Raw genomic sequence first — 25,038 nt, 5'->3', positions numbered from 1 at the left:
CTTCCTTTCAGGTATCAGCTACGGCTTCTTGCCGACGGGTATCGTCCCGATTCTAAAGGATTCTGCGACGCGACCAAACGATGGCGTGGTTCATGGATGCGTACTCGATGCAGTAAGGTGAGACGACGCCGGGTGTGGTTACCGGAAAGCCTCCCGTTATCGGCGGCTCGCACGGTCGTGAGGGAGCCCCCGGCCGCTCAGTTGCTCTCATTACGCGTGAAGCCATAAACTACTACGATCGAGATATCGCAGAAACCACTGTCGCTGTCCAGGCTTCATCAACAGTCGCGGCGTTGCTTCTCGCTCCACAACATCCACGTGTATTTCGTCCAAACAACCGTCGAGGTCAGTGGATTTCCGCATGGATCACTGAAATCACACCGTGCCGCACTGTTCAGCCGTATCTGAACACTACCGTCGGGTGGGCCGTTAGTGCTCACGGACGGTGCGTGACCTGCTCGACTCACTCTCCATCGATCTCTCCCGTCGTCCCCGTTTCGTCGGTCGTTTCCTCTTCGCCAGTCGTCTCCTCCTCGTCAGTCGATTCCTCGTCTTCGGCTTCGTCGGTATCATCGCGCTCCGTGGTCGTGGCCGCCTCCCCACTCCGTTCGCTACTCGTCGATGACAGTGGCGACGTAGTGGTTTGACTCGCTGTCACCGTGTTCGTCGTCGCCGTGGTCGTTGCCGTCGCTGCTGACGTCGTGGTTGTCGACGAGGCGGTTGTCGTTGCGGTCGGCGTACTCGTCGTCTGACTCGCTGTGGCCGTTTCCGTAGCGCTCGGTGTACCTGTATCCGTCGGTGTGTCGGTATCCTCGGTCTCCGATGTCGCCGTAGCCGTCTGCGTTGGTGTTGGTGTCGCTGTCGGCGTCGGGGTTTCCGTCGGCGTCGGGGTTTCCGTCGGCGTCGGGGTTTCCGTTGCCGTTGGTGTCTCGGTCGCTGTCAGTGTGTCGGTAGTCGTCGACGAGGCTGTCGCCGGGGTGTCGCTGGGTGTTGGCGTCGCGGTTGGTGACGGCGTGGGTGCGGTCGTTTGGGTCGCTGTCGGTGTTGCTGTTGGCGTCGGTGACGGCGTGGGTGTCGGTGTAGCGGTGGCGGTCGGCGTCGGTGTGGTCGTCGCCGTCGAGGATGCGGTGGCTGTGGCGGTCGCCGTATCGGTAGGTGTCGGCGTGTCGGTGGATGTCGGTGTGGCAGTTGCCGTTGCTGTCGCAATCGATGTCGTCTGTGAGGGCGTGGACGATGCGGTGACTGTCGGCGTTGGCGACGGTGTCTGCGACGGTCGTTCCGTCGTGGTTGGTCCCGGTGTCGTGGTGGTTTCGTTCGTGGACCGTGCCGTTGGTTCCGTCGTCACGGCCGGCGTGGTCGTGGCGTTCGCGCCGTCGACGATCGGACCAGCTGCGGCCGGGTCGGTTTCACTCCCGCCGGGATCGTCGAGCACGCTCGTGAGGAGAAACCCGACGCTTGCGAGGAGAACGACGATCACGAGGACACCGACCGCGGGTGCCAGCCACCGCTCGATGGCGGACAGGTCGTCCTGATCGAGCAGCTCCGATTCTGGGCCCGGTTCGATCACTTGAAGGACGTACGTCGCTCGACCTTATCTGCCTTGTCGTGGCGTACGAAGGCCCGATCGCTGGAAACAGCTCTCGGTGCACCTCTCGATCGATGGTTCCCGTCGTTCGGTTTTCCCCCAACCGAAACGGTTTGTAAGTGGTCCGTGAACACCGGTCGTGCTCTCTGACATCGAGCGCTACCTCAACGTCCGCAGCGCATCGACCGGGTCGTTCGCGCCCTCGGGTGACCTCGCTTTCCTGCTCGACACCACCGGCACGCCCCAGATCTGGACCCTTCCCGAATCCGGCGGCTGGCCCGACCAGCGAACGTTCGCCGACGAGCGCGTCACCTTTGGGTCGTTTTCGCCGACACGCGACGAACTGATCTTCGGGCGGGACGAGGGCGGTAACGAGCGCGTCCAGCTCTCTCGACTCGATCCCGACGGCTCGGTGACGCCGCTCACCGACCGTCCCGCAGCCAAACACCGATGGGGCGGCTGGAGCCACGACGGCGACCGGTTTGCGTTCACCGCCAACCGGCGCGACGAGTCGGTGTTCGACGTCTACACCCAGGCACGCGACGCGACGGGCGACAACGCCGAACTCGTCCACGAGGGCGACGGCTGGCTCACCGTCGCCGGCTTCGGCCCCGACGACGATCGCCTCGTCGTGAGCGAGGCGCATTCGAGCTTCGATCAGGACCTCTCCGTACTCGATCTCGATACTGGAGCACTCGAACACGTCACGCCCCACGAGGACGACGTGCGCTTCATGGGTGTCGAATGGGGGCCCGACGGCGACGCGCTCTACTGCCTGACCGACCGCGACAGCGACACCCTCTCGCTCGCACGGCTCGATCTCAGTAGCCTGGAAATCGAACCGATCGTCGACGATCCGGAGTGGAACGTCGATCGATTCGTGCTCGACGGAGACACCGGCCGGCTGGTCTACGGGCGCAACGTCGACGGTTATACCGATCTCACGGTCGGGCGACTCACGGACGAGACGACGATCGAGACGTTTCCGACGCCCGATCTCCCCGACGGCCTCGCGGGCGCGATCGAGTTCGACGACGACGCCGAGCGCTTCGCGATCACGGTGACGGGTCCGTGCGAGAACGCGAACGTCCACGTCGTCGACATCGCGTCCGGCGAAAGCGACCGCTGGACGCACGCCTCGACCGCCGGCCTCGCCGAGGATCGGTTTCACGACTCGGAGCTCGTGCAGTTCGAGAGCTTCGACGGCCGGGAGATTCCGGCGTTTTTCTCGCTGCCCACCGATCCCGCTGCGGGCGACACACCGGTCGTCGTCGACATCCACGGCGGCCCCGAGAGCCAGCGCCGGCCACGATTCAGCCCCGTCACCCAGTACCTCCTCGATCAGGGGTACGCGGTCTTCGAGCCGAACGTCCGGGGCTCGTCGGGCTACGGGACGGCGTACACCCACCTCGACGACGTCGAAAAGCGGATGGACTCGGTCGCCGACATCGAGGCGGGCGTCGAGTGGCTCGCCGAGCTCTCACCCGTGGACCCCAACCGGATCGCAGTGATGGGTGGCTCCTACGGCGGGTTCATGACGCTCGCGGCGCTCACCGAGTATCCCGATCTGTTCGCCGCCGGGGTCGACATCGTGGGGATCGCGAACTTCGTCACCTTCCTCGAAAACACCGGTTCGTGGCGGCGCGAACTCCGTGAGGCCGAGTACGGGTCGCTGGAGGAGGACCGCGATCTCCTCGAATCCATCAGCCCGATCCACCGCGCCGACCGGATCGACGCGCCGCTGTTCGTGCTCCACGGCGAGAACGACCCGCGCGTTCCGGTCGGCGAGGCAGAACAGATCGCCGAGCGCGTCCGCGAGCAGGGTGTACCCGTCGAGAAACTCCTCTTCGAAGACGAGGGCCACGGAATCTCGAAGCGCGAGAATCGGATCGAGGCCTACACCGCCATCGCGGGATTCCTCGACGAGCACGTCTGACTCGCTCGCCCTGACCGTGATAGCCCCGATAGCCCCAATGGTCGCGGGCGATAGTGGTTTCATCGACATAAAATCATGTGAAACGAACGAAAACGTCAGAGCGATCTGACACCACCAGACGGGACGGCGATGAAAGATACGGCGGGTTTATTCCGCTGGCGGGAAATCGTCCGTAGTATGGATGCCGCCGGTCGTTCGGAGCAGTGGGTCGAAGATCAGCTCGGGAGGCTGACCGACGAGTACGACTCGTCGTCGGTCCACCAGACGAGCTGGGCGGTGCCGGCGGAGCGCTACGAGCGGATCGCGGGCGTCGCGGCCGACGAGCGCGCCGCGGCAGGGGTGCGCGTCACGAACGAGGACAGCGAGGTGCTTCTCGTTCAGGATCGGCGCGACGAATGGGCCGCCCCGCGGGGACGAGTCGAGCCCGACGAATCGCTCGAAACCGGAGCCATTCGGAACGTGCGCGAGGCGACCGGCGTCGAGTGTGCGATCGAGGACGTCGAACGGATCTCGATCGTGGGCGTCGGCGACGAGACCGACCGCGACCGCGACCGCTCCTCGATCTACTGCCTCGTGGTGCTGTTCGCCGGCTCGTGTGGCCCCGACGAACGCGTCGATCCCGCCGAGACGCCCGTGCGGTGGCGGCGGAGCCGGCCAACCGACGGCCTCGATCCCGGCGTGCTCGCGATCTGACCGCAAACGATTCGTTTTTTCCATAGCTGGACCGGCGGCGGGGGACGGCGAACCGACGGACAGATACATACTCGCGGGGCGCGAACCCCGAACCGATGCTTCGATCGGTCGCCGGGCTGCTCGCGTGGGTGGTCTCGGTCGTGTTGCGGCTCGCGTTCGTGGTCGTCATAATCGGCCTCGCCGCCGGATTCGCGTTCGGTGGGGGCGATCTCCCGACTTCGGTCGACGAGCTGAGCGAGGACGTGCGCGGGCTCGGCGACGCTGCCGCCGACAGTGTCGGCGAACTCGGTGGCGTCGGCGGCGTGAGCGGCGTCGAAAGTGGCGATGTCGCCGGCAACGCGAGCGTCCCACAGATCCCGGATTCGGACGCGAGCGAACTCAACGGAACGCGGGTCGAGTATCTCGTCCATCAGGAGGTCAACGAGGAGCGCGTCGAGCACAACCGTTCGAAACTCACGTTCGACACCGAACTCCGTCCGGTCGCCCGGTACCACAGCGCCGACATGGCGAACCGGAGCTACTTCGCCCACGTCGGTCCGGAGGGCGAGACGCTCGGCGATCGCTACGCGAAATTCAACTACCAGTGTCGCGTCCCCACGAGCGGGTTCAAGTACGCGACCGGCGGCGAGAACATCCTTTACACCTACTACGACGCACCTGTCAGGATGGACGACCGGTCGGTCAACTACGACACGCCCGAGGCGCTCGCCCAGGGGATCGTGAACGGCTGGATGAACTCCACGAGCCATCGGGAGAACCTCCTCAAGCCCTACTGGCGACAGGAGGCGATCGGCGTGTACGTCCAACAGACTGACGGCCGGACCCGGGTGTACGCCACCCAGAACTTCTGTTGAGTCACACGCCGCCATCGCCAGGCAGTTCGCGATTGTTCCAAGACGCCGCGAACTGCGAGTCGAGCAGCGGGGGCTCTTATTCCAACATCCGCTAGTAGAACACCACAAAAACTCAATACACCAACTGGTGTGTTTTAGATACGTCTTCTATATGGTTCATAGCAAGCGCGGAGACTGGTGCTCTGGATGGGGTGTGAGGTGACATTCTGGTTCCACAGAAACTATTAACAGATTGCAGACGATTGCTGGAAGCGTATGCCATTGGATGATTGGGATCCCGAAAACCACCCGGATTCAATTCAAGTCGACGCATTAGACGAGACGGTTGCAATGCCGTTTGGACAGACAACCGATATTTATGGCCAAATTGCCCTAAGTCCCATACAGCAACTGGAGGAATTATATGACAATATGACGAATGTATTGGAGGGTCAAGAATACGCTACCGATGCACACGCGGATACAATAGGTCAGTATAACCGCATCATTGCTGAATTAGACAGTACTGGGGATGAGGCGGATCTTGATGAATTTTTGCTCCGACTCATGAGAGAGGGGTTAGTCTCTGATGTGTATGCCTCTGAAATAGATGCCTACGAGGAACGACTTCCGAAAGAGCAGAACGAAGTCGTAAATGAAATTTCGAAGAGTGTAACCGATAAACCCAGGGAAGAGGTATCAGTAGATAACATCCAAAATTCATTGCGGGAAAACATCCACGCTCATCCCGATACATCGTAACACAGCAGTTTCTCGAACCAATCGTTCGGTGAGTTGAGCTTCAGTTCGAGGAAGCCGAGGTATTTCTGGAGGTGATGTTTCGAGACACCTCGGAACTTCGCCAGCCACTGGCGGAGGAAGCTATGGCGGTTCTCGCAGGTGTTCGTGTGAGCGTCACCGATCACGTAGGTCTCGGAGTGGGTGACGGCCAGATGGCCGTCCACCCCCTCCTTGTCCTCGATGTCGTCGTAAATCGTGTAGCCATCGGTGCAGAGGATGACGCTTCCATCGCCGTACTCGGCGATATCTTCGTCAGCATCTTGTAGGTTCTCACAGACCAGAAACCGAACTCGTCCGTCATCCCGACGGACGAGTGTCAGGACTGGCGGTTTGTCTGATCCGAAGGTTCCGCGTCCTTTTTTGAGAGTCCGCGCGAGCGCGGACTCCCGTTCTCGTCTTCGAGTCCTTTCTCACCAGCCGTGACGTAGACCTCATCGGCTTCACACACGTTGTAGAGGTCGAATTCGTCGATATCACCGCTGACGTCCTGGACTTTGTGGACGAAGTTAAGGACGGCTTCGTAGTCTCGGTCAAGGTCCCGAGCGATCTGAGCGGTCGGCTCAGATCGCATCTCCTTGACGATGTAGAACATCTCTTCGAGTCCGAACCGATGCTGCCAGAAGATCGTCTTCGTGAGGTCGCTGAAGTAGGTCTCGCAGTGCTTGCACCAGTACTGCTGGGCGTCCTTGTCGGTCGTTCCGCGTTTGATGACGGCGTCATCTCCGCAATGGACACACGTCACCGTCTCGCCGAAGCGGGCGAGACGGAGACGCTCGAAGCATCGCTCACGCGGTGGAAGGAAGACCTGAGCTGACTCCTCGTCCATCGTTAGCCGATGTTTGATCCTCCAACGGAATTGGCGTTACGATCTATCGAGATGAGCGAACATCCAATCATTGAGAGAGTCTACGTCGTATGATGCGACTTTTATAGGATCTGTCGGTTCAGAGCCGATTCTGACGTATTTTGCGACGGTAGTGGGAGTGATTGAACACCGTACCAGTTGGATCATCCATGAAAGGTTCATTGATGACGAATACAAAGAGGACCCAAAGGACTCCAATAACTCAGAGACATGGGAACTGATTCGTGGTGTTAGCGGCCTAAATGAATCCCAAAGAGAACGATGGCTACTTCGAACCGGAGTCATTGATGAGGGTCTGCACGGAAATTTGGCAGCGATTAGAGGAATGAGGAATGAAATTGTGCATGATCCTCTTGCGCCTGCTATGGTGTTTGCATCCCCTAATGAGATTCAGGAAATCGGAGAAAAGGGCTTGACAGCGGCTCGGAAGTTAACAGAGAAACTGAACGAAGAGGTAGTGGACAGCACGCATTAACTGGGGTGAGCATCCAATTGTTCTGATCTTCTACTATTGGGCCATGAGATTTCTCAGAGAGGAATCAGCGGGGAGATGGAAACTCACTCATATCCCCACTCTGGATGTTCTTCAGCGAATTCTTCTACTAGCTGTTCTAGAAACATCGGCGTCATCGTGGTCCACTCCTCACGCTCCTCGGACGGGAGATACTCGTGGACCGACCGTGGCGCATCGAGGGTGTAGCGCTCGTCGAGAAACGCCCGAACGCCGACCTCCTCGGGCCCTCGGATGACCCGGCCGATGGCCTGGCGTGCGCGCCGGACCGCGGGCACGGTGAGCGCGTACTCGAAGGCCTTGTCCTCCCCGAACGCCGCGCCGTAAGCCCGCCGCACGGCGCGAATCCGCGGCGAGGCGACGTTCACGAGCGGGACGCCGACGACCGCGCAGGCGCTTAGTTTCGCGCCGTCGTAGTCCACGCCCTCGGTCAGCGTCCCGCGTGTCGAGGTGACGAGCACCTTCCCATCGTCGGCGAAGAAATCGCGTTTGAGGGCTTCGGTGGTCTCGGCGCTCGACGGTTCGTCGACGAGGACGGGTTTTGCGACCGACTCCGCGAGGCGCTCGGCTGCCCACGCTGCCTCGCGGTAGCTCGGCATGCAGACGAGCACGTTGCCCGGACTCTGCGCGATCTCCCGGAGCGCGTAGGCGTAGGTCTCGCGGACCTCGCTTTCGGAGTCGGGCGGGCCGCGATTTCGTGCGGTGAACGCCGGCACGTCGACGATCCAGCTCGCGCGGTTTGCGGCGGGGAAGGTCAGATCGTACGTCCGCTCGGTGATCGGTCGCTCGACTTCTGAGTGTTCGTCGCTGGCCGACTCGGCCCCGGCAGCCTCGCCGTCAGCGTTCGCCGCCCCGCCGTCACCGTCGCCCGATTTCGGACCCTGGAGATCGACGCCATCGGGAACGTCCGGGATGTCCGGGGCGTCCGGGGCGTCGGCTCCATCGGCCGAGTCGGTCACGAGTCGGTCGAGCCCGACACACTCCCGAAAGACGTCCATCGGTTCGAGTGTGGCGCTCATCAACACTCCACCACCGAGGTCCGCAAAGCGCTCGCGGAGATCCGCCGCCGGCAGGCAGTCGTAGCATTCGAGCGCCGCGGTGTAGTGGCGTCGCCATTTGTCACTGTGTTCGCGGTCGGTGCGTTCGAGTGTCACCTCCCGAAAGTACGCAGCGTGGTCGTTGGTCCACCAGTTTCTCATCAACCGGCCGACGCTGCCGCAGACACAGCTCCGATCCGGATCGACCGTTTCGAGCACGTCCTCGACTGCCGCACCCACAGTATGAAGCGATTCACAGAACGCCTCGGAGTAGCCCGCCTCGGCCGCCCACTCGGTGAAGTCGTCGGGCTCGTCGACCGCGGGATCGCGGAGCGGGATCTCGGTTCGCTCGGGGAGGTCGCCGCGTTCGGCCGCCCGGTCGAGGTCATCGAACTCCTCGTCGAGGTGGGACTCGACTCGGCGATCGAGCCAGTCGATGGCGTCGTCGTAGAACTCTCTCGTCTGTGCGAGCGCGTCGGTCGAGAGTTCCCAGCTCGCGAGCTGGCTGGCGATCGCCTCGCGATTCTCTCGCGACTGGCGCGCGTACGAGGCGAGCTGGGCGACGTCGTTTCGCGCGCGCCGGAGCGACACGCTACCGATCCGGTCGCTCAGGAGGTCCCGAACCCGCCCTTCTAGCCTGTGAGCCTCGTCGACGATCACGAACGTCCGCTCGTCGACCACGCCGTCGGTCAGAACGCGTGTCCGGGGGTCGAACAGATGGTTGTAGTTGCCGACGACGACGTCCGCATCTTCGAGCAGCGCCCCCATCGCCCGATGGGGGCAGGTTCCTGCGGGGACTGCGCCGGCGAGCAACTCTTCGGTCGTGACGACGCCGCTCTCACCGTCGGCGAAGCTCACTGGCGAGCCCTTCTCGCGGGCGTACCAGTCCGCCTCGAACGGGCAGAACACCTGCTCGCGGTCGCTCTCGGTCATCGCCTCGGGGGCTGCTGGCCGGCCCGTCGAGTACGGTGCGTCGACGCCCGCCGTCGAGAGCCCCTCGTCGAGCGTGCGCCACGAGTCGGCGTCGATCTTGGCCGAGTCGACGAGTTCGGCCGCGCGGCCGGCGTCCCACCACGCCTCGCCGCCGTCGTCGCCCGCGACGAGCCCCGCGGTGGTCTCCCGAAGGTCCTCGCAGGCGTCCTGCACCCCGCGGTCGAACGCGTCCGCGCGCTCGTACGGACAGAGCGCGGGCTTGCCGACGAGTGCGAGTCCCGCAAACGGCTCGTCGAGGTCGGCGTTGATCGCGCGGAGGTCCTGGATGAACTGTCGGCGTTGCTGTTTGACCGGCGTCGCCACCACGACGTTGTCGTAGCGGTCGGTGTTCCGGAGGAGGTGGCCGGCAGCCGCGAGCGCGGCCATCGTCTTCCCGGTGCCGCAGGCACCCTCCATGACGAGGTAGCCCCCCTCCTCGCCGGCGTCGATCGCGGCCTCGATCGCGTCGGCCTGGTTCGCGTACGGCTCCTCGTAGCCGAAGAACCCGTGCCAGTCGTGTTCGCTCTCACGATCGCCCTCGGCAGCGTGGCTGGCGGTCCCATCGCCCGTGACGGCTGTCTCGTCTCGACGTTCGTCGCCGCTCATCGATCGTAGTCTGGATTCCGGCGGCATCCGTTATAGACTGTCGGTCCGCGAAACGGCCACCGCTGTTCGGCGTGACGGTTCGCGCCCTTCTGTCCCGAACGGAGGCCCGGTGCTGGCGCATCGATGGACACGGTTTTGTCGGTACTCGCCCCCGTTTCCGCATGGCCGACTACGGAAAGGTGGACGCCGACTTCTTCGACGAGCACATCTATCCGCGCCTCGGCGCTGATCGGGCAGATGTCGCACTCGGACCGCAGCACGGGGTCGATTTCGGAGTTCTGGAGATCGGTGAACGGGGCGTCGTGGTCGCGACCGATCCGATTTCGATCCTTCCTCAGTTGGGGTTCGAACGGGCCGGCCGGTTCGCGCTCGACGTGGTGCTCGCCGACGTGGCCGTCAGCGGCCTTCCACCCTCGTTTCTCTCGATCAACTTCAGCTTACCCCCGGAGATAACCGACGAGGAGTTCGCGACGCTCTGGGCGGCGATCGACCGCGAAGCCACCGATCTCGGGACGAGCGTCGTGGCGGGACACACGGCGCGGTATGAGGGCTGTTCGTTCCCGTGGGTCGGCGGCGCGACCGCGCTCGCGGTCGGCGATCCCGACGAAATCGTCAGGCCCGACGGCGCGCAACCAGGTGACCGACTCGTGCTCACGACCGGCCCCGCCGTCGAGGCGGTCGGCCTCCTGACGACGCTGTTCGGCGATCGAATGGACCTCCCTGCAACGACACTCGAAACCGCCAGGAAACGACTTGACGACACCGACACCGTTCGGGACGCGCTCGCCGCCGCGGCCGCTGGGCCGGTCACCGCGATGCACGACGTCACGGAAGGCGGGCTTGCCAACGCGCTCTGTGAGGTCGCCGGGAGCGCGGGCGTCCGCCTCGATGTCGACCGCGAGGCAGTGCCAATGAGGCCCGGCGTCGAGCCCGTCTGTGAGTACCTCGACATCGATCCGTGGACGGCGACCAGCTCCGGCTCTCTCCTGATCGCGGTCGATTCGGAAAACGTCGAAAGCGTTCTTGCGGCGCTCGACGATCGGGAGACGACTGCGGCCGTCGTCGGCACCGTTGCCGAGGGAGCCGGCGCGCACGTCGACGGCGAACGGATCGAGCGCCCGGCCGTCGATTCCTCGTGGGGCGTGTACGCCGACTACGCCGCCGGGGAGAAGGAGTCGTAGTCGTAGTCGTCGCGTCGCTCGAAACGTCGCGTCGGCCGACGTCGTTTTCGGTGGCTCAGACGACGCCGGTCACGCTCGCAACCTCGCGCGCGGCGGCCTCGTTCATCCCGTTGCCGAGAATGGTGTAGCGATCCCGGATCCCGTGGGCGGTCGTGAGCGCCTCGATCACGTCGGCCTCGTCGATGCCGAGATCCTCGGCGGTGGTGGGTGCGCCGATCCTGGCGAGCGCGTCGCGGACGTTCCGCCACTGGCCCTCGTCGCCGGTGTGGAGATACTCAGTCAAGATCGAACCCACACCGACCTGGTGGCCGTGGAGCGCCGCGCCCGGCGCGATTCGGTCGAGCTGGTGGCTGAAGAGGTGTTCAGCGCCGCTGGCCGGCCGCGAGGAGTCCGCGATACTCATCGCGACCCCCGAGGAGACCAGCGCTTTCACGACGACCCACGCCGACTCCTCCAACCCCTGCTTGATCGAGTCGGCGTTGTCGACGAGCATCTCGGCGGTCATCCGGCTGAGTGCACCCGCGTACTCCGAGTATTCGACGTTCTGGAGACGGTTTGCGAGTCGCCAGTCCCGGACCGCGGTGTAGTTCGAGATGATGTCGGCACAGCCCGCCGTCGTCAGCTCCCACGGCGCGTCGGCGATGATCTCGGTGTCGGCGATCACCGCCAAGGGCGGCTCGGCGGCGACCGAGTGGCGGGTGTCGCCCTCGGGAACCGAGCCACGCCCCGAGACGATCCCGTCGTGGCTCGCGGCGGTCGGCACCGAGACGAACCCCATGCTCAGCGAGTCACTCGCCATCTTCGCGATGTCGATCGGCTTGCCGCCGCCGACGCCAACGAGAAAGCCCGCCTCCTCCGCCTCGGCGGTCTCGATCACCCGCTCGACTGCCCCGAAGCTCGCCTCCTCGACCACGACCGTCGCGGGCTCCGTTCCCGTGGCGGCGAACCCCTCGACGACACGCTCGCCGGCCACTTCCTGAGCTGTGGGGCTGGTGACGATCAGGGGTCGTCCGGCGAGATGGAGCTCGGCCACGGCCTCAGTGGTTTGCGAGAGGACGCCGTGGCCAACCACGACGTTTCGTGGGAGACGGATCCACGTCGATTTGTCGAACATGACGCGTTCTCGGTGGCACGAGCCAAACCGTTTTCTCTCCGGATCGGGAATTCACCACACAAATCGTCTCCCGGACTCCCTCTCGGTACCGTCCACAGTGAGCGAGAATCACCTGCCGGATCACACAACCATCAGGTTCGTTCGTCCGACACGACGTGGGCGTAGTAGTTGAAGAGATCCGTCCACGACGGCTCCTCGATGTGTATCCCGTCGTCGGCTGCGGCCCGCTCGGCCTCGACATCGGGTCCGAGGAATCCGCGGCGGCCGGCGTCACCCTCGAAAAATCGCCCGGTGCGAACCAACTCACGGACTTTCTCAATGTCAGCACGGGCCGTCGTCCGTACGATCGGCGGTACACCATCAAGCAGCGCCTCCGAGCCGTCGTCCGCGACGATCCGACCGTCCGCGACGAAGACCACTCGGTCGGCTGCGCGGGCGTCCCGGGGTGTGTGACTCGTCATGACGACCGTCGCTCCATCGTCCGCCCGTTCTTCGAGCAGCGCGTGGAACCGATCGACCGTCGTGAGATCGAGTGCCGCGGTCGGCTCGTCGAGTAGATAGAGCGGCACGTCGACGCTCAGCGTGGCCGCGAGTTCGAGCTTGCGAACCATTCCGCTGGAGTAGTCCCGCACCTTGCGGTCGAGATCGTCGGCGAGATCGAGTCGCTCCGCGATCGCTCGCCATTCACCGGTTGCGGCGGGATGGAGGTCGGCGTAGTATTCGAGGTTCTCCCGACCGGAGAGTTCGGGGATGGCGAGGGCGTTCTGGAGCATGAAAGAGAGCTGCGCGCCGGCGAACGAAGGTTGCTTGCCGAACACTCGTATCTCGCCCGCCGACGGATGGAGGCCGCCCGCGAGACACGCCAGGAGCACCGTCTTGCCGACACCGTTCGGTCCCATCAGTACCGTGGTCTCGCCGTTCCGGACGTCGAGATCGATCCCGCTGAGAACCCCTCCGCCGTCACCGTCGAAACGTTTCGTCACGCCGCGAGCCTCGATGACGGCCTCGGAATCGGTTCGGTCGATCTCGTGATCCCCGGCGTCCGTGGCAGCCGTCGTTCGATCGTCAGTCACGTTCATTCACCCCCGTCGCCTGCATAGATGTAGCGGCGCATGACCACCGATGCGACCGCTCCGATGACGACGGTGTACCCAGCGAGCAGCGCGAGATACTCCGGCCCGGTCGGCAGCGGGGGCGGCGAGAGCGGTCCGTTCGGCCCGATCGTCGTGAGGTGATAGATCCCGAGCCGCGCCGCGAGCGCGTTCGGGACGTAGTTGACGAGTCCGGGCAGCGGTTCGGGCATCAGTCCCGGGACGAGGCCGTTGTAGCCCGTCACGAAAAAGAGGCCGAGCACGAGCATGTTCGTCACGCCGACAATGTACTCGCCCTCGTCGATCACCGCCGCGACCAGCACGGCGGCCGCCACCGAGAGCAGACAGAACAGAAACAGGCTCGTCAGCACGATCGGTATCGATAGCAGTCCCCGGAGCGCGAACGACGCTCCGGTGACGAGCCCCACCGCCAGTACGAGCGAAAACGATACCACAGCAAGGGCGAACCCACCCACGAATCGGCCGAGAACGTCGGCTGACGGCGCGATCGGCAGCGAACGAAGCTTCCGATAGCGCTTGTTGGTGAGATCGGCGCTCAACGTGGCAGCGAAGATGACGAGTGTGACGCTGAACGCTCCGAACACCCCGAACGCGACGGCGTTCGACGCCTTGTATGCGCCCGAAGACGGGCCCTGTGGAACGATGACGCCGAACAACACGTAGAAGAATACGGGCGAGACGAGGCCCCAGAACAGGGCGCTCCGGTTGCGGAACAGTTCCCGGAGCGTCCGGAGCGCGAACGCCTTCACCTGGTGAAGCCACGGGACGGCCGTCGTCGGTTCGTATCGGTCCTGGACGGTCGTGGTGGGTTCGGTGTCCGTCGCCATCGTTATCGGTTGGGCCCAGGACAGACGACCGAAACGGCGGTGTCGTCCGTGTCAGTCGGTTCGTCCAGCCTCGCGTCTGTTCGTGCGAACGATCCACATTGATTCATTCGATCAGCACGTCGTTGGTTCGTCACTTATCGCTTTCCGGGAGAGCACTCCAGTTACGGATTTGAACTGTATGCGCAGAAAGGTTTTGCACGACGCCCCGCCAGTTCAGGTATGAGCGCTCAAGCGGAGCGGCGACCCACGCCGACGGAGGCCTTCGAGGTGCTAGGCCACGAGACACGGCTGGCTATCATCGAGGAGTTAGCGAAGCCCCGGCGGACCGAGTGGCGCGTTGCGGGCCTTCCGTTCGCCGAACTCCGCAAGGCGGTCGGTGTCGAGGACGCCGGAACGTTCAACTACCATCTGCAGGCGCTTCAGGACCACTTCGTCGGGAAACTCGACGGCGAGTACGTCCTCCGGAACGCGGGCTTTTACCTCGCCGGCGCGATCCGCGCGGGAACCTACACCGAACGCATCGAACCACGTCGGACGGAGACCGATCAGGAGTGTCCGGAACACGAGGCGGCCATCGAAGCGGTCTACGAGGATGGGTTCTTCCGGCTCGAATGTCCCGAGCACGGGATGATCAGTGCGAACGCGCTGCCGCCCGGTGCGGCGCTCGGACGCACGATGGACGATCTCCTCGCGCTCGCAGACCGAGACACGCGGCGCATGGTCGAAAAGATCCGTGAAGGGTCCTGTCCGCACTGTTGGGGACCGATGGAGACAACCGTTCCCTCTACGCCGTCGCCGCGACTCGCCGAGGGGGAGACCACCGAGGTACTGTTCGCGCGGTTTTCCTGCGCTCGGTGCGGAATGGATGCATGGAGTCCGGTCTCGATCGCCGTCCTCGACCACCCGGCAGTGGTCTCGTTTTACCACGAGCACGGCATCGACATCCGGAAGCGTAGCACGCTCGAAATCAGCTTTCAGGACAGTTCAACCGGCACCGTTCTCACTGAGGATCCGATCCGGATCGCCATCGAGTTCGAACTCAGCGGAGACGTGCTTCGGCTAGTTCTCGACGACGAACTGGCGGTCGTCGACACCGACTGATTGGACGAGCCCGTCGTTCAGAGCGTATCCAACACCGAGAGCACGCGCTCCTCGGCCTCTCGATCGGGGCCGTTCTCACGGCCGGTGCGATCGCTCGCCTGGTGGTCCTCGACCGTCCGTTCGAGCGCCGTCCCGATCGGCGTCGCTTCCCAGCCCAGCTCCGCGAGTTTCGCGGTCGAGAGGACGTGGGGATACGACCGGTAGAGCGGGAAGTCGTCGGGCGCGAGGTCGGCCGCACCGAGTTCGCGCTCGTTCGCCGTCACGATCTCGATCTCGGTGTCGAGGGTGTCGGCGATCAGCTCGACCCACTCCGAGAGCACCGGCAGTCGGCGGTCGCCGGTGTTGTAGGTCTCACCAGGCGTGCCTTCCTCGGCCACCGTTCGGAGGGCGCTCGCCACGTCCGGTGCGAACACGAGATGCCAGAGGGAGTCGCCGTCGCCGGGGACGATCACGCGGTCGTGATTGACTACTCGATCGATCCAGTAGTCGAACCGCTCGGTGTAGTCGTGTGGTCCGTAGACCACGGGCGGGCGGACGCTCATCGCGTTCACGCCCTCGTCGGCGGCCGCGGCGACCGCGCGATCGATCTCGGCTTTTCGGGGGCCGTAGCTGTCCATCGAGTCGTCGGCCGCCTGCTCGTCGGTGCAGCCGTGGAGCGCGGTCGTGTCCTCGCGTTTCGGGATCTCTTCGTCGTCGTAGGCCGACCCGCTCGAAATCACGACGTAGGCCTCACAGTCGGCGAACACGTCGGTCGCGTGGCGCACCTCGCCCGGATGGTAGGCCACGCAGTCGATCACGATGTCTGGATCGACCTCGCGGGCGGCGCGTTCGACCGCGTTCTCGTTCGTCCGGTCGCCCGCGACGTGCGCGACGGCCTCGTCGTCGGCGAACGGGTTCTCGTGGTTCCCGCGGTTGAAGACGGTGACGTCGTATCCGTCGTCGAGTAGCTCCCGGACCGTGTGGCGGCCGATGAAGCGCGTGCCGCCGATGATCATGGCGTGAGACATCGACGACCCTGCGGGCGGCCGCGAGATAACAGTTGTCGGTCGCGACGACTGGTTTCACTCGGTGTGAACGGCTCGTCGTGCTCACGGTTCCGGTGATCGGGGGTCGCCCTCGGTCTACTGTTCACCGTGTGCGAAACTCACTATGTAACCCACTATTTTGCCAATGGCAAACTTTATCTAACAGAAGTTAAATCCCTCCGGAGCTAACCAGGTGTATGGAGAAGCGATCCACGCAGAAGAACGACCGAAACGAGTTCAGACCATATCTTCCGGCGATGCCCCAGGCGTCCGCCGAGCCGACTCGAATCGAGCGGTTCCTGACGCGGCTGTTCCGCCGTCGTGGCGGTCTCCGGCGCGTCGTCCGACCGAAGCACCGCTAGCCGACGCCGCCATCGAACGGCGACGAGCGTGAGATATAGATAGCTGGCCGACGCCGATCACCATATGGACTGGCTTCGGGACAACGCGCTCGCCGTCTGGCTGGGGGTGTTGCTCGTCTCCGGTATTCTTCTGACCGTCGTGCTCGGGTACGTCGGACTCGTGGTCTCGACCGCACTCGGCAGCGGGGCGGGAGCCGTCGGCGTTCTGTCCGGGCTCGCGTTTCCCTATCTCCCCATCGTGGCCGTGCTGGTGGTGACCACGGTGATCTCGGGGCTCGGATTCAGTTGGTCGCTGCTGCGCCGGCTGTCGATCCCACGGAGCAAGCGGCTCCAGTCGGCGGCCGAGCGCGTCGAACGCAAGTACCCGGCGATCGACGGAGTCGGGCTGTCGGGAGTGGTTTCGCCGCCGGAGCCGTCGGCCGAGGACGCCCTCGACGACCTGAAACGCCGGTACGTCGCGGGCGAGATCGACGAGACGACGTTCGAGCGCAAGCTTGACCGCCTGGTGGCGAACGAATCGGTCGACGACGCCACCGCCGCCCGCGAGCGCGATGCCGTTCTGGACGAGCGATCGTCCTGAGCGACAGTCGATTTCGGGGCGTTCGGACAACCGATCCATCACTTTCACACGGAATCAGTCGCGCGAAACACGTCCGCTACGAATCACGGTACAACTGAGAACCGCAGGCCACGCGCTCCCGCGCGCCGGCTGCAAAGTCGATCGTCGCTGGCCGTCTCAGTCCGCGCCGCCCTCGACGACCGGCCGCTCGCCGCCCGCGGTCGTCGCGTGGGCGGGCGGCTGCGTTCGCACGTCGGCGCTCTCGCGCTCGGCGATGACCTCGGCGTAGGCGTCGGGCATCACTTTCACGACGTGTTCTAGCTCCGACTCCCAGTTGTCGAGGACGTACTCGCCCCGATCCGAGCCGGTGTAGGCGACGTGGTTCTCGACCAGTCGACGGAGCATTTCCTCGTCTTTGTCCTCCAGTTCCCGAGTGGTGCTCACCATGCCGTGGTTGACCGACGACTCGAAGTCGCCCTCGCGGTCGAGGACGTACGCGACCCCGCCGGACATTCCGGCAGCGAAGTTTTTGCCTGTCTCGCCGAGCACCGCGATCGCCCCGCCGGTCATGTACTCGCAGCCGTGGTCGCCGACCGACTCCACGACGCCCTTCACGCCGGAGTTCCGGACTGCGAAGCGCTCACCGGCTTTCCCATTGACGTACACCTCGCCCTCGGTCGCGCCGTAGAGTGCAACGTTGCCGATCAGAACGTTCTTCTCGGGCTCGTACGGCGCTCGCTCGGGCGTGTTGACGACGAGCTTCCCGCCCGAGAGCCCCTTCCCGACGTAGTCGTTCGCGGTCCCAGTCAGGTTCATCGTGACGCCCGCCGCGAGGAAGGCCCCGAAGCTCTGGCCCGCGACGCCGTCGAAGTCGATGGTGATGGAGTCCTCGTCGAGCCCATCGCCGCCGTGAGCGTTCGAAATCCGGTTCGAGAGGGTCGCGCCGACCGCACGGTCGACGTTCGAAATCTCCCGGTCGAGATGGACGGGTTCGCCGCGCTCGATGGCGGGCTCGGCGTCGGCGATCAGGTCGTGGTCGAGCTGGCCGTCGATCTCGTGGTTCTGCTCCCTGGTCTTGGTCCGCTGCTCGTCACCACTTTCATCTCCGTCCCTATCTGCGTCGCCATCGGCCCACGGCTCGGCGAGCACCGCGGAGAGATCCAGCTTCTTCGCCTTCTCTTGGGTGACGTCGTCGCGCTGGCGGAGGTGGCTGGGCCGGCCGACCATCTCCTCCACAGTACGAAAGCCGAGATCGGCCATGATCTCGCGGAGCTCCTGGGCGATGAACGTCATGTAGTTCACGACGTGTTCGGGCTCGCCAGGAAATCGGTCGCGGAGCTCCTCGCGCTGGGTCGCTACCCCCACCGGGCAAGTGTTCTCGTGGCACTGTCGGGCCATCACACAGCCCGAGGTCACGAGCGATGCGGTCCCGAAGATGTACTCCTCCGCGCCCAACAGCGCCGCAACCGCGACATCGCGACCGGTCTTCATCCCGCCGTCGGCAGACACCCGGATACGAGAGCGGAGCTTGGTTTCCCGAAGCAGCTGGTTCGCCTCGGCGAGTCCGAGCTCCCACGGCAGTCCCGCGTTCTTGATCGAGGTGCGGGGGCTCGCACCCGTGCCTCCGGAGTGGCCCGAAATGTGGACGACATCAGCGTTCGCCTTCGCCACCCCGGCCGCGATCGTCCCGATCCCCGCCTCACTCACGAGTTTGACGTTGATGTCGGCGTCGGGGTTCGCGGCCTTCAGGTCGTGGATGAGCTGTTTGAGGTCCTCGATCGAGTAGATGTCGTGGAGCGGCGGCGGCGAGATCAACCCGACTCCGGGAGTAGCGTACCGAACGTGCGCGATCATCTCGTTGACCTTCTTGCCTGGCAGGTGGCCGCCCTCGCCTGGCTTGCTCCCCTGGGCCATCTTGATCTGGAGCTCGTCGGCCGAGGAGAGATACTCCGAGGTGACGCCGAACCGCCCCGACGCGACCTGTTTGACGTTGCACTCCTTCTCGGTGCCGAACCGTTCGGGTGGCTCGCCGCCCTCGCCGGTGTTCGATTTCGCGCCCAGCCTGTTCATCGCGATTGCATTGGTCTCGTGCATCTCGGGCGAGAGACTCCCGAGGCTCATCGCCGCCGTCGAGAACCGCTCGACGATCTCGTGGACCGGTTCGACTTCCTCGATCGGAATCGGCTCTCGGGAACTGTCGAACTCGAGGAGGCCCCGGAGCGTCTGGAGCTCCTCGTTCTGGTCGTTCATCAGCTGGGCGAACTCCTGGTACTGCTCGTAGTCGCCCCGCCGGACGGCTTGCTGGAGCGCGCCGACACTTTTTGGATTCCACTCGTGGAAGATGCCGTCCGATCGGTGTTCGTACTCGCCCTGGCGCTCGATGTCGGGGTCGTCGCCGAACGCGACCGCGTGGCGGTCGTGGAGATCGGCCTCGATCTCGTCGAGCCCGATCCCCTCCGTCCGGGCGGCCGTGCCCTCGAAGTACTCCACGACGAAATCCGAATCCAGCCCGACGGCCTCGAAGATCTGCGCGCCCTGGTAGCTCTGGACGGTGGAAATCCCCATCTTCGACATGATCTTTAGCAGGCCGTCTTCGAGCGCGTCGACGTACGACGCGACCGCCTCCTCACGCGCCGCGCCATCCGCGCCAGCCGTGAGGTCCGCGATGGTCTGATAGGCGAGGTAGGGGTTGACCGCGCCAGCGCCGTAGCCCACGAGCGTCGCGAGATGGTGGACTGCCCGGGGATCACCGGACTCGACCACGAGACCGACGTGGTTCCGGAGTCCGTTCCGGACGAGGTGGTGATGGACCCCGCCGGTCGCGAGCAGGCTCGGGATCGGCACCCGCTCGTCGCTCGCCGCCCGATCGGAGAGCACGAGCACGTCGTGGCCCGCCTCGGCCGCGGCGGTGGCCGCCTCGCGGACGCGTTCGACCGCGGTTTCGAGGTCGCCGGCCCCGTCGGTCCCGTCCGCGGGCTCGTACGTGATGTCGATCGTTTTCGTGGTGAGGCCGTTCGCGCCGTCGCCGTCCATTCCCTTGATCGCGGCCGTTGCGGCGTCCGAGAGCACTGGCGAGTCACACACGAGCTGGCAAGCGTGAGCGGGCGACTCGTCGAGGAGGTTGCGCTGGTGGCCGAGCCTGGTTTCGAGCGAGGTGACGAGCTCCTCGCGGATGTAATCCAGCGGCGGGTTGGTGACCTGCGCGAACAGCTGTTTGAAGTAGGTGAAGAGGGGGCGGTTGAACTGCGAGAGAACTGAGAGTGGAGTGTCGTCGCCCATCGACCCCACGGGGTCTTTCCCTTTGGTCGCCATCGGTTCGAGCAGGTTGTCGAGCTCGTCGTGGGTGTAGCCGTAGAGCGCCTGGTGGGCGCGCAGCCCGTCGACCGTCTCGTGTGGCTCGCGATCGGCGTGCTCGTGCGCCGCCTCGCCGGCGATGCCGTCGAGCTGGACCTGCTCCTGCTCGATCCACTCGGCGTACTTCGGATCGGCGAGGTCGTCGAACACCTCCGCGTCGGGGACGACCCGACCCTCTTCGGGATCGGCGAGGAACAGCTGGCCTGGTTCGAGCCGGCCGCGCTCCTTGACCTCGGCCGGATCGAGATCGAGCGCGCCGGTCTCGCTTGCCATCACCAGCCGGTCGTCGGTCGTGACCTCGTACCGACAGGGTCGGAACCCGTTGCGGTCAAGCACCGCCCCGACTCGGGTGCCGTCGGTGGCTGCCACCAGCGCGGGGCCGTCCCACGGTTCCGAGAGCGAGGCGTGGAAGTCGTAGAACGCCTCGCGGTCGTCGCTCATCTCGTGATCCTCGCCGCGGAACGCCTCCGGGATCAGGAGTCGCAGCGCGTGGGGCAGATCCCGGCCCGACTGCATGAGGAGTTCCAAGGCGTTGTCGACGCTCGCGGTGTCCGATTGGTTCTCGTCGGCGATGACGGGTTTCACGGCGTCTACGTCGAACGCCTCCGTGCTGACGTCGGTCTCGCGCGCGCGCATCCAGTTGACGTTCCCTTGGATGGTGTTGATCTCGCCGTTATGGATGATGCCCCGGTACGGATGGGCGAGATGCCACGCGCCGAGCGTGTTGGTCGAGAAGCGCGCATGGACGAGGACGAACGTCGAGTGGAGTCGAGAGTCGGTGAGGTCGGGGTAGTAGCCGGCGACCTGGTCGCCCTTCAGCAGGCCCTTGTAGACCAGCGTCTGTCGATCGAGCGAGCAGACGTAGAAGCGCTCGCTTCCGTCGAGATCGCGCTCCGTGATTCGCTTCTCGATGGCGCGCCGACCGACGTACAGCCGATGGCCGAACGTTTCGTCGTCGATCGAGTTCTCAGGAACGACGAACGCCTGATAGACGGCGGGTTCGGAGTCGAGCGCCGTCTGTCCGAGATCGCTGTTGTCGGTCGGGACCGCCCGCCAGTGACGCACTGCAAGATCGTGCTCGGCGAGCGTGTCGGCGACGAGGGTCTGTAGCTCCTCGCGTGCTCCGTCGTCCTGCGGGAAGAACAGCGAACCGACCGCGTAGGTATCGGGAAGTGAAATATCGAGTTCGTCGGCGAAGAAGTCGTGTGGGGTCTGGACCATGATTCCCGCGCCGTCGCCGGTCGACTCCTCGGCTCCGGTCGTCCCGCGGTGTTCGAGGTTCGTGAGGAGTTCGAGCCCGTCGGCGACGACCGAACGATCGGCCCCGCCATCGAGGTCCATCACGACGCCAACACCACAGTTCGCCCGTACGTCCGTGGGATCGGCGAGGCCTGCAGTGGCCGCCGAACGCTCTCCGGAGAACGGTTGATCGGTCATATGCGGCCCGCTACCCCACTGGCAAATAAGAGGTTGTCCCTGAAAGACTATATGTGTGCCTGTACCAAATAAGGTAGTTTGTATTTCTGACGGACGGCTGTCAAACTCTCTCAGAAAATTCGAAACATGAGGGAGTAGTGACGAAGTCAGTACGACTTGGCGAAGTACGCCGTCTCGACTGCCGTATCGTCACAGACGACACACTCCTCGTGAACGGGGTCGGTGTCGCGCTCCAGCGGCACCATCACTATCTCGGCGGCGATCTCGTCTTTGATCGCGGCCTCGCAGTCCTCGTCGCCACACCAGCCGGTCTTCACGATCCCGCCGTGGCGACCGATGGTTCCCAGCAGCTCGTCGCGGCTCTCTGCCTCGCGAACGTTCTCTTCGAGGTCCTGCTCGGCGGCGGCGTAGAGCTTCGCGTGAATCGTGTCGAGGTGGTCGCTGACCGCCTCGACGATCCCCTCACGGTCCTCGACCGCGGACTCACCGTCGGGGCGGTGGACGACGGTCGCCTCATCACTCTGGACCTCGTTCGGCCCGATCTCGATCCGGAGCGGGACGCCCTTCAGCTCCCACTCGTTGAACTTGAAGCCGGGATTGCGCTCGTCGCGATCGTCGAGCTCCACTCGAACGTCCGCCTCGTCGAGTTCGGCGGCGAGGTCGGCGGCGTATTCGAGCACCTCGTCACGGGTGTCTTCCTGCCAGATCGGGACGATGACGACCTGTTCGGGCGCGAGCGTCGGGGGGAGGCTGAGTCCCTGATCGTCCGAGTGGGTCATGATCATCCCGCCGAGTGCGCGCCACGACAGCCCCCACGAGGCGGTGTGGGCGACGTGCTCGTTCTCGTCCTCGTCGACGTAGGTCACGTCGAACGCCTCGGCGAACCCATCACCCAGGTAGTGACTGGTCGCGGACTGGAGTGCCTTGCCGTCGGGCATCAGCGATTCGATCGCCGCGGTGGTGTGCGCGCCGGGGAACTTGTCGTGTTCGGGCTTTCGACCTTCGAGGACGGGGAGCGCGAGTACTTCCTCGTGGACCCGACGGTACTGGTCGAGGCGGAGCATCGTCTCCTCCCACGCGCTCTCCTCGTCGCGATGGGCGGTGTGGCCCTCCTGCCAGAGGAACTCCTTGGTCCGGATGAACGGCTTCGTATCCGTTGCTTCCCAGCGGACCACCGAACACCACTGATTCAGCCGCATCGGGAGATCGCGGTGGCTCCTGATCCACTGGCTCATGAACGGCGTGATGATCGACTCGCTGGTGGGGCGGACCGCGAGGCGCTCGTCGAGTTCGTCGCTGCCGGCCTGGGTCACCCACGCCACCTCGGGGTCGAACCCCTCGACGATCTCCTTCTCGCGTTCGAGGTAGCTCTCAGGGATGAACATGGGGAAGTAGGTGTTCTCCACCCCCGTCTCTTTGAACCAGCCGTCGAGATGGTCCTGAATGCGTTCCCAGAGCGCGTACCCGCGAGGGCGCGTGACGATGAACCCGCCCATCGGGGCGTAGTCCGCGAGACCCGCCTTCTGGACGACTTCGGCGTACCACTCGCCGGGGCTGTGCTCCTTCGACTCGGTGATGCCGAGTTCCTGTGTTTCCGGCTCGCTCATACGTACTGCTGTTTCCGGGGCGGCTTAAACGCGGTGTGGTTCGGTCGAACGCGGCGAACGCTGGATCGAGACGCGCGACAGTCGATCGTCGTCCTCATACGTCTTGCACTATTTATCCGGTAAGTTGATTTGTGCGCGGACGAATCCATCACGAATGGCAGAGAAAGACGCCAACGACCGACGAGACACGATCGATCGAACTCGGAACACCTCGCGGCGGCGGTTCCTGCAAACGGCCGGCGCGGTCGGCGTCGTGGGTGCGACAGGTCTCGCGGGCTGTAGCGGCGGTGGCGGCGGCGAGAACGGCTCGGGCGACAACGGTTCCGGTGGCGGTGAGACCGCCTCCGGTGGGGCGGACACCACATCCGGAAGCGGCACGGAAAGCGGCGGGGGCAACGAGAGCGGAAACGAGTCCGGCGGTGGCGGGGGCGGCAGCAGCAACCTCGTCTGGGACGCTGGCGGCACCGGCGGGACGTACTTCCCGCTCTCGAACGAGATCAAGCAGGTCGTCGAGGACAACACCGACTTCAGCCTCCAGGTTCGCTCGACGGGTGCATCGGTCGAGAACGTCGGCAGCCTCTCGGACGGCTCCGCCGACTTCGCGCTGATCCAGAACGACATCGCCTCGTTCGCGAAGAACGGCGAGGGGATCGAGGCCTTCGAAGGCAACGCCATCGAGAGCCTACGGGGTGTGGGGACGCTGTACCCCGAAACCATCACCGTCGTCACGCCGGGCGACAGCGATATCGCGTCGATTGCGGATCTGAGCGGCGCGACGATCAACACCGGTGACCTCGGTAGCGGGACGCAGGTCGACGCGCTCACGATCCTCGAAGCGATCGGCGTCTCGGATTTCACCGAGCAGAACACCGACTTCTCGCAGGCGGCCGAGCAGATCCAGAACGGCGACATCGACGCCGCGTTCATCGTCGGCGGCTGGCCGGTCGGCGCGATCGCCGAACTCGCCGAGACGAGTTCGATCGGGATCGTCCCCATCGAGGGCGAGGAACGCCAGCAGGTCAAGGAGGCCGCCAGCTTCTTCGCCGACGACGAGATCCCCGGCGGCACCTACGCGGGCATCGATGAGGCGAAGCCGACGGTCGCAGTGCAGGCGATGATCGCCACGACCACCGAAGTCCCCGAGGCCACCGTCGAGACCGTGACCGCCGCGATCTTCGACAACGTCTCCGATCTCACGATCAAGACGGAGTTCATCAGCGCCGGCTCCGCCCAGGAGGGGATGTCGATCGAACTCCACCCCGGTGCGGCGGCGTACTTCGAGTCGGCCGGTGGCGCTGGCAACGCGACCAACGCCTCGGATGGGAACACGACCGACGGCGGGATGACCACGTCGGATGGAAACATGACCGGCGGCAACGCGTCCGGCAATACGACGGAAGACAGCACGTCGATGGCCGAAACGACCGCATCGGACGCCGGAAACACGACCGACACCAACGCCTCGTAGTCTGCTGACGCGGCCGCCGGACGGGCCGTGAGCTTCACCGGTCCGCCCGGCT

The 25,038-nt window shown here is 64.7% G+C and carries 19 protein-coding genes and 2 pseudogenes; 11 read left to right on the top strand and 10 right to left on the bottom strand.

What is annotated here, in order from left to right; translation table 11 throughout:
* Positions 1-74: 74 nt before the first annotated feature.
* Positions 75-272 (top strand): annotated as a pseudogene (locus PHA81_RS14860) (Glu/Leu/Phe/Val dehydrogenase); the annotation flags it as partial.
* Here PHA81_RS14860 and PHA81_RS14855 read toward each other — a convergent pair.
* Both PHA81_RS14855 and PHA81_RS14850 read right to left on the bottom strand, forming a co-directional pair.
* Positions 271-363 (bottom strand): annotated as a pseudogene (locus PHA81_RS14855) (IS6 family transposase); the annotation flags it as partial. The pseudogenes PHA81_RS14860 and PHA81_RS14855 overlap by 2 nt on opposite strands.
* A gap of 100 nt (positions 364-463) precedes the next feature.
* Entirely contained in the window at positions 464-658 is a 195-nt protein-coding gene (locus PHA81_RS14850; RefSeq protein WP_049909980.1) for a hypothetical protein, read from the bottom strand.
* 100 nt (positions 659-758) lie between these two features.
* Here PHA81_RS14850 and PHA81_RS14845 point away from each other — a divergent pair, with 100 nt between their 5' ends.
* The 5 genes from PHA81_RS14845 to PHA81_RS14825 all read left to right on the top strand — a co-directional run bounded on the left by PHA81_RS14845 (position 759) and on the right by PHA81_RS14825 (position 5,809).
* Entirely contained in the window at positions 759-1,532 is a 774-nt protein-coding gene (locus tag PHA81_RS14845; protein WP_273837351.1) for a hypothetical protein, read from the top strand.
* 192 nt (positions 1,533-1,724) lie between these two features.
* Positions 1,725-3,521, top strand: a complete 1,797-nt coding sequence (locus PHA81_RS14840) for a S9 family peptidase (protein ID WP_005042719.1) — start codon at positions 1,725-1,727, stop codon at positions 3,519-3,521.
* 177 nt (positions 3,522-3,698) lie between these two features.
* A complete protein-coding gene (locus tag PHA81_RS14835) occupies positions 3,699-4,214 on the top strand; it encodes an NUDIX domain-containing protein (protein ID WP_005042717.1) in 516 nt (171 codons plus the stop codon).
* 95 nt (positions 4,215-4,309) lie between these two features.
* A complete protein-coding gene (locus PHA81_RS14830) occupies positions 4,310-5,068 on the top strand; it encodes a CAP domain-containing protein (RefSeq protein ID WP_005042716.1) in 759 nt (252 codons plus the stop codon).
* A gap of 255 nt (positions 5,069-5,323) precedes the next feature.
* Positions 5,324-5,809 (top strand): hypothetical protein, encoded by a 486-nt coding sequence (locus tag PHA81_RS14825; RefSeq protein WP_005042714.1) that lies wholly within the window; start codon positions 5,324-5,326, stop codon positions 5,807-5,809.
* On the opposite strand, the gene PHA81_RS14820 is transcribed toward PHA81_RS14825, so the two are convergent.
* Both PHA81_RS14820 and PHA81_RS14815 read right to left on the bottom strand, forming a co-directional pair.
* Positions 5,791-6,674 (bottom strand): IS1595 family transposase gene (locus PHA81_RS14820; protein WP_273837350.1). Its coding sequence is split into 2 segments (ribosomal slippage): positions 5,791-6,212 and positions 6,212-6,674, totalling 885 coding nucleotides; the frame shifts between segments, so codons are not numbered across the junction. The two genes, PHA81_RS14825 and PHA81_RS14820, sit on opposite strands and share 19 nt — an antisense overlap.
* 597 nt (positions 6,675-7,271) lie before the next feature.
* On the bottom strand, positions 7,272-9,839 hold the full coding sequence (locus tag PHA81_RS14815; protein ID WP_005042711.1) for an ATP-dependent DNA helicase: 2,568 nt from the start codon (positions 9,837-9,839) through the stop codon (positions 7,272-7,274).
* A 161-nt stretch (positions 9,840-10,000) separates the two neighbouring features.
* Between PHA81_RS14815 and PHA81_RS14810 the strand changes: the two genes are divergently transcribed.
* A complete protein-coding gene (locus PHA81_RS14810) occupies positions 10,001-11,020 on the top strand; it encodes an AIR synthase family protein (protein ID WP_005042710.1) in 1,020 nt (339 codons plus the stop codon).
* Between the two features lie 55 nt (positions 11,021-11,075).
* Here the strand turns inward: PHA81_RS14810 and PHA81_RS14805 are convergent, their stop codons facing one another.
* The 3 genes from PHA81_RS14805 to PHA81_RS14795 all read right to left on the bottom strand — a co-directional run bounded on the left by PHA81_RS14805 (position 11,076) and on the right by PHA81_RS14795 (position 14,073).
* Complete coding sequence (locus PHA81_RS14805; RefSeq protein WP_005042707.1) at positions 11,076-12,134, bottom strand: NAD(P)-dependent glycerol-1-phosphate dehydrogenase; 1,059 nt, start codon at positions 12,132-12,134, stop codon at positions 11,076-11,078.
* A 131-nt stretch (positions 12,135-12,265) separates the two neighbouring features.
* A complete protein-coding gene (locus tag PHA81_RS14800; RefSeq protein ID WP_005042705.1) occupies positions 12,266-13,213 on the bottom strand; it encodes an ABC transporter ATP-binding protein in 948 nt (315 codons plus the stop codon).
* Entirely contained in the window at positions 13,210-14,073 is an 864-nt protein-coding gene (locus PHA81_RS14795; protein ID WP_005042703.1) for an ABC transporter permease, read from the bottom strand. Before PHA81_RS14795 ends, PHA81_RS14800 begins: the two co-directional genes overlap by 4 nt.
* Before the next feature lie 219 nt (positions 14,074-14,292).
* On the opposite strand from PHA81_RS14795, the gene PHA81_RS14790 reads away from it, so the two are divergent.
* On the top strand, positions 14,293-15,174 hold the full coding sequence (locus PHA81_RS14790; RefSeq protein WP_005042700.1) for a helix-turn-helix domain-containing protein: 882 nt from the start codon (positions 14,293-14,295) through the stop codon (positions 15,172-15,174).
* A 17-nt stretch (positions 15,175-15,191) separates the two neighbouring features.
* Here PHA81_RS14790 and PHA81_RS14785 read toward each other — a convergent pair whose 3' ends face one another.
* Complete coding sequence (locus PHA81_RS14785) at positions 15,192-16,181, bottom strand: NAD-dependent epimerase/dehydratase family protein (protein ID WP_005042697.1); 990 nt, start codon at positions 16,179-16,181, stop codon at positions 15,192-15,194.
* 215 nt (positions 16,182-16,396) lie between these two features.
* On the opposite strand from PHA81_RS14785, the gene PHA81_RS14780 reads away from it, so the two are divergent.
* Positions 16,397-16,561 carry a hypothetical protein gene (locus PHA81_RS14780; protein ID WP_161606949.1) on the top strand — a complete coding sequence of 55 codons (165 nt, stop codon included), beginning with the start codon at positions 16,397-16,399 and terminating at the stop codon, positions 16,559-16,561.
* 64 nt (positions 16,562-16,625) lie between these two features.
* The gene (locus PHA81_RS14775; RefSeq protein ID WP_005042694.1) at positions 16,626-17,141 is read left to right on the top strand and encodes an SHOCT domain-containing protein; all 516 of its coding nucleotides are present in this window, start codon (positions 16,626-16,628) and stop codon (positions 17,139-17,141) included.
* A 156-nt stretch (positions 17,142-17,297) separates the two neighbouring features.
* Here the strand turns inward: PHA81_RS14775 and gltB are convergent, their stop codons facing one another.
* Positions 17,298-21,911 (bottom strand): glutamate synthase large subunit, encoded by a 4,614-nt coding sequence (gene gltB, locus PHA81_RS14770; RefSeq protein WP_005042692.1) that lies wholly within the window; start codon positions 21,909-21,911, stop codon positions 17,298-17,300.
* Positions 21,912-22,057: 146 nt separating this feature from the next.
* Positions 22,058-23,518 (bottom strand): proline--tRNA ligase, encoded by a 1,461-nt coding sequence (gene proS, locus PHA81_RS14765; RefSeq protein ID WP_005042690.1) that lies wholly within the window; start codon positions 23,516-23,518, stop codon positions 22,058-22,060.
* A 154-nt stretch (positions 23,519-23,672) separates the two neighbouring features.
* Between proS and PHA81_RS14760 the strand changes: the two genes are divergently transcribed.
* On the top strand, positions 23,673-24,986 hold the full coding sequence (locus PHA81_RS14760; RefSeq protein ID WP_005042686.1) for a TAXI family TRAP transporter solute-binding subunit: 1,314 nt from the start codon (positions 23,673-23,675) through the stop codon (positions 24,984-24,986).
* Positions 24,987-25,038: the final 52 nt, after the last annotated feature.

The sequence above is a fragment of the Halococcus sp. PRR34 genome, assembly GCF_028617175.1.
Lineage (GTDB): Archaea > Halobacteriota > Halobacteria > Halobacteriales > Halococcaceae > Halococcus > Halococcus salifodinae.
Note: the sequence above shows the minus strand (reverse complement) of the source record. Positions and strands in the feature narration are given on the sequence as shown.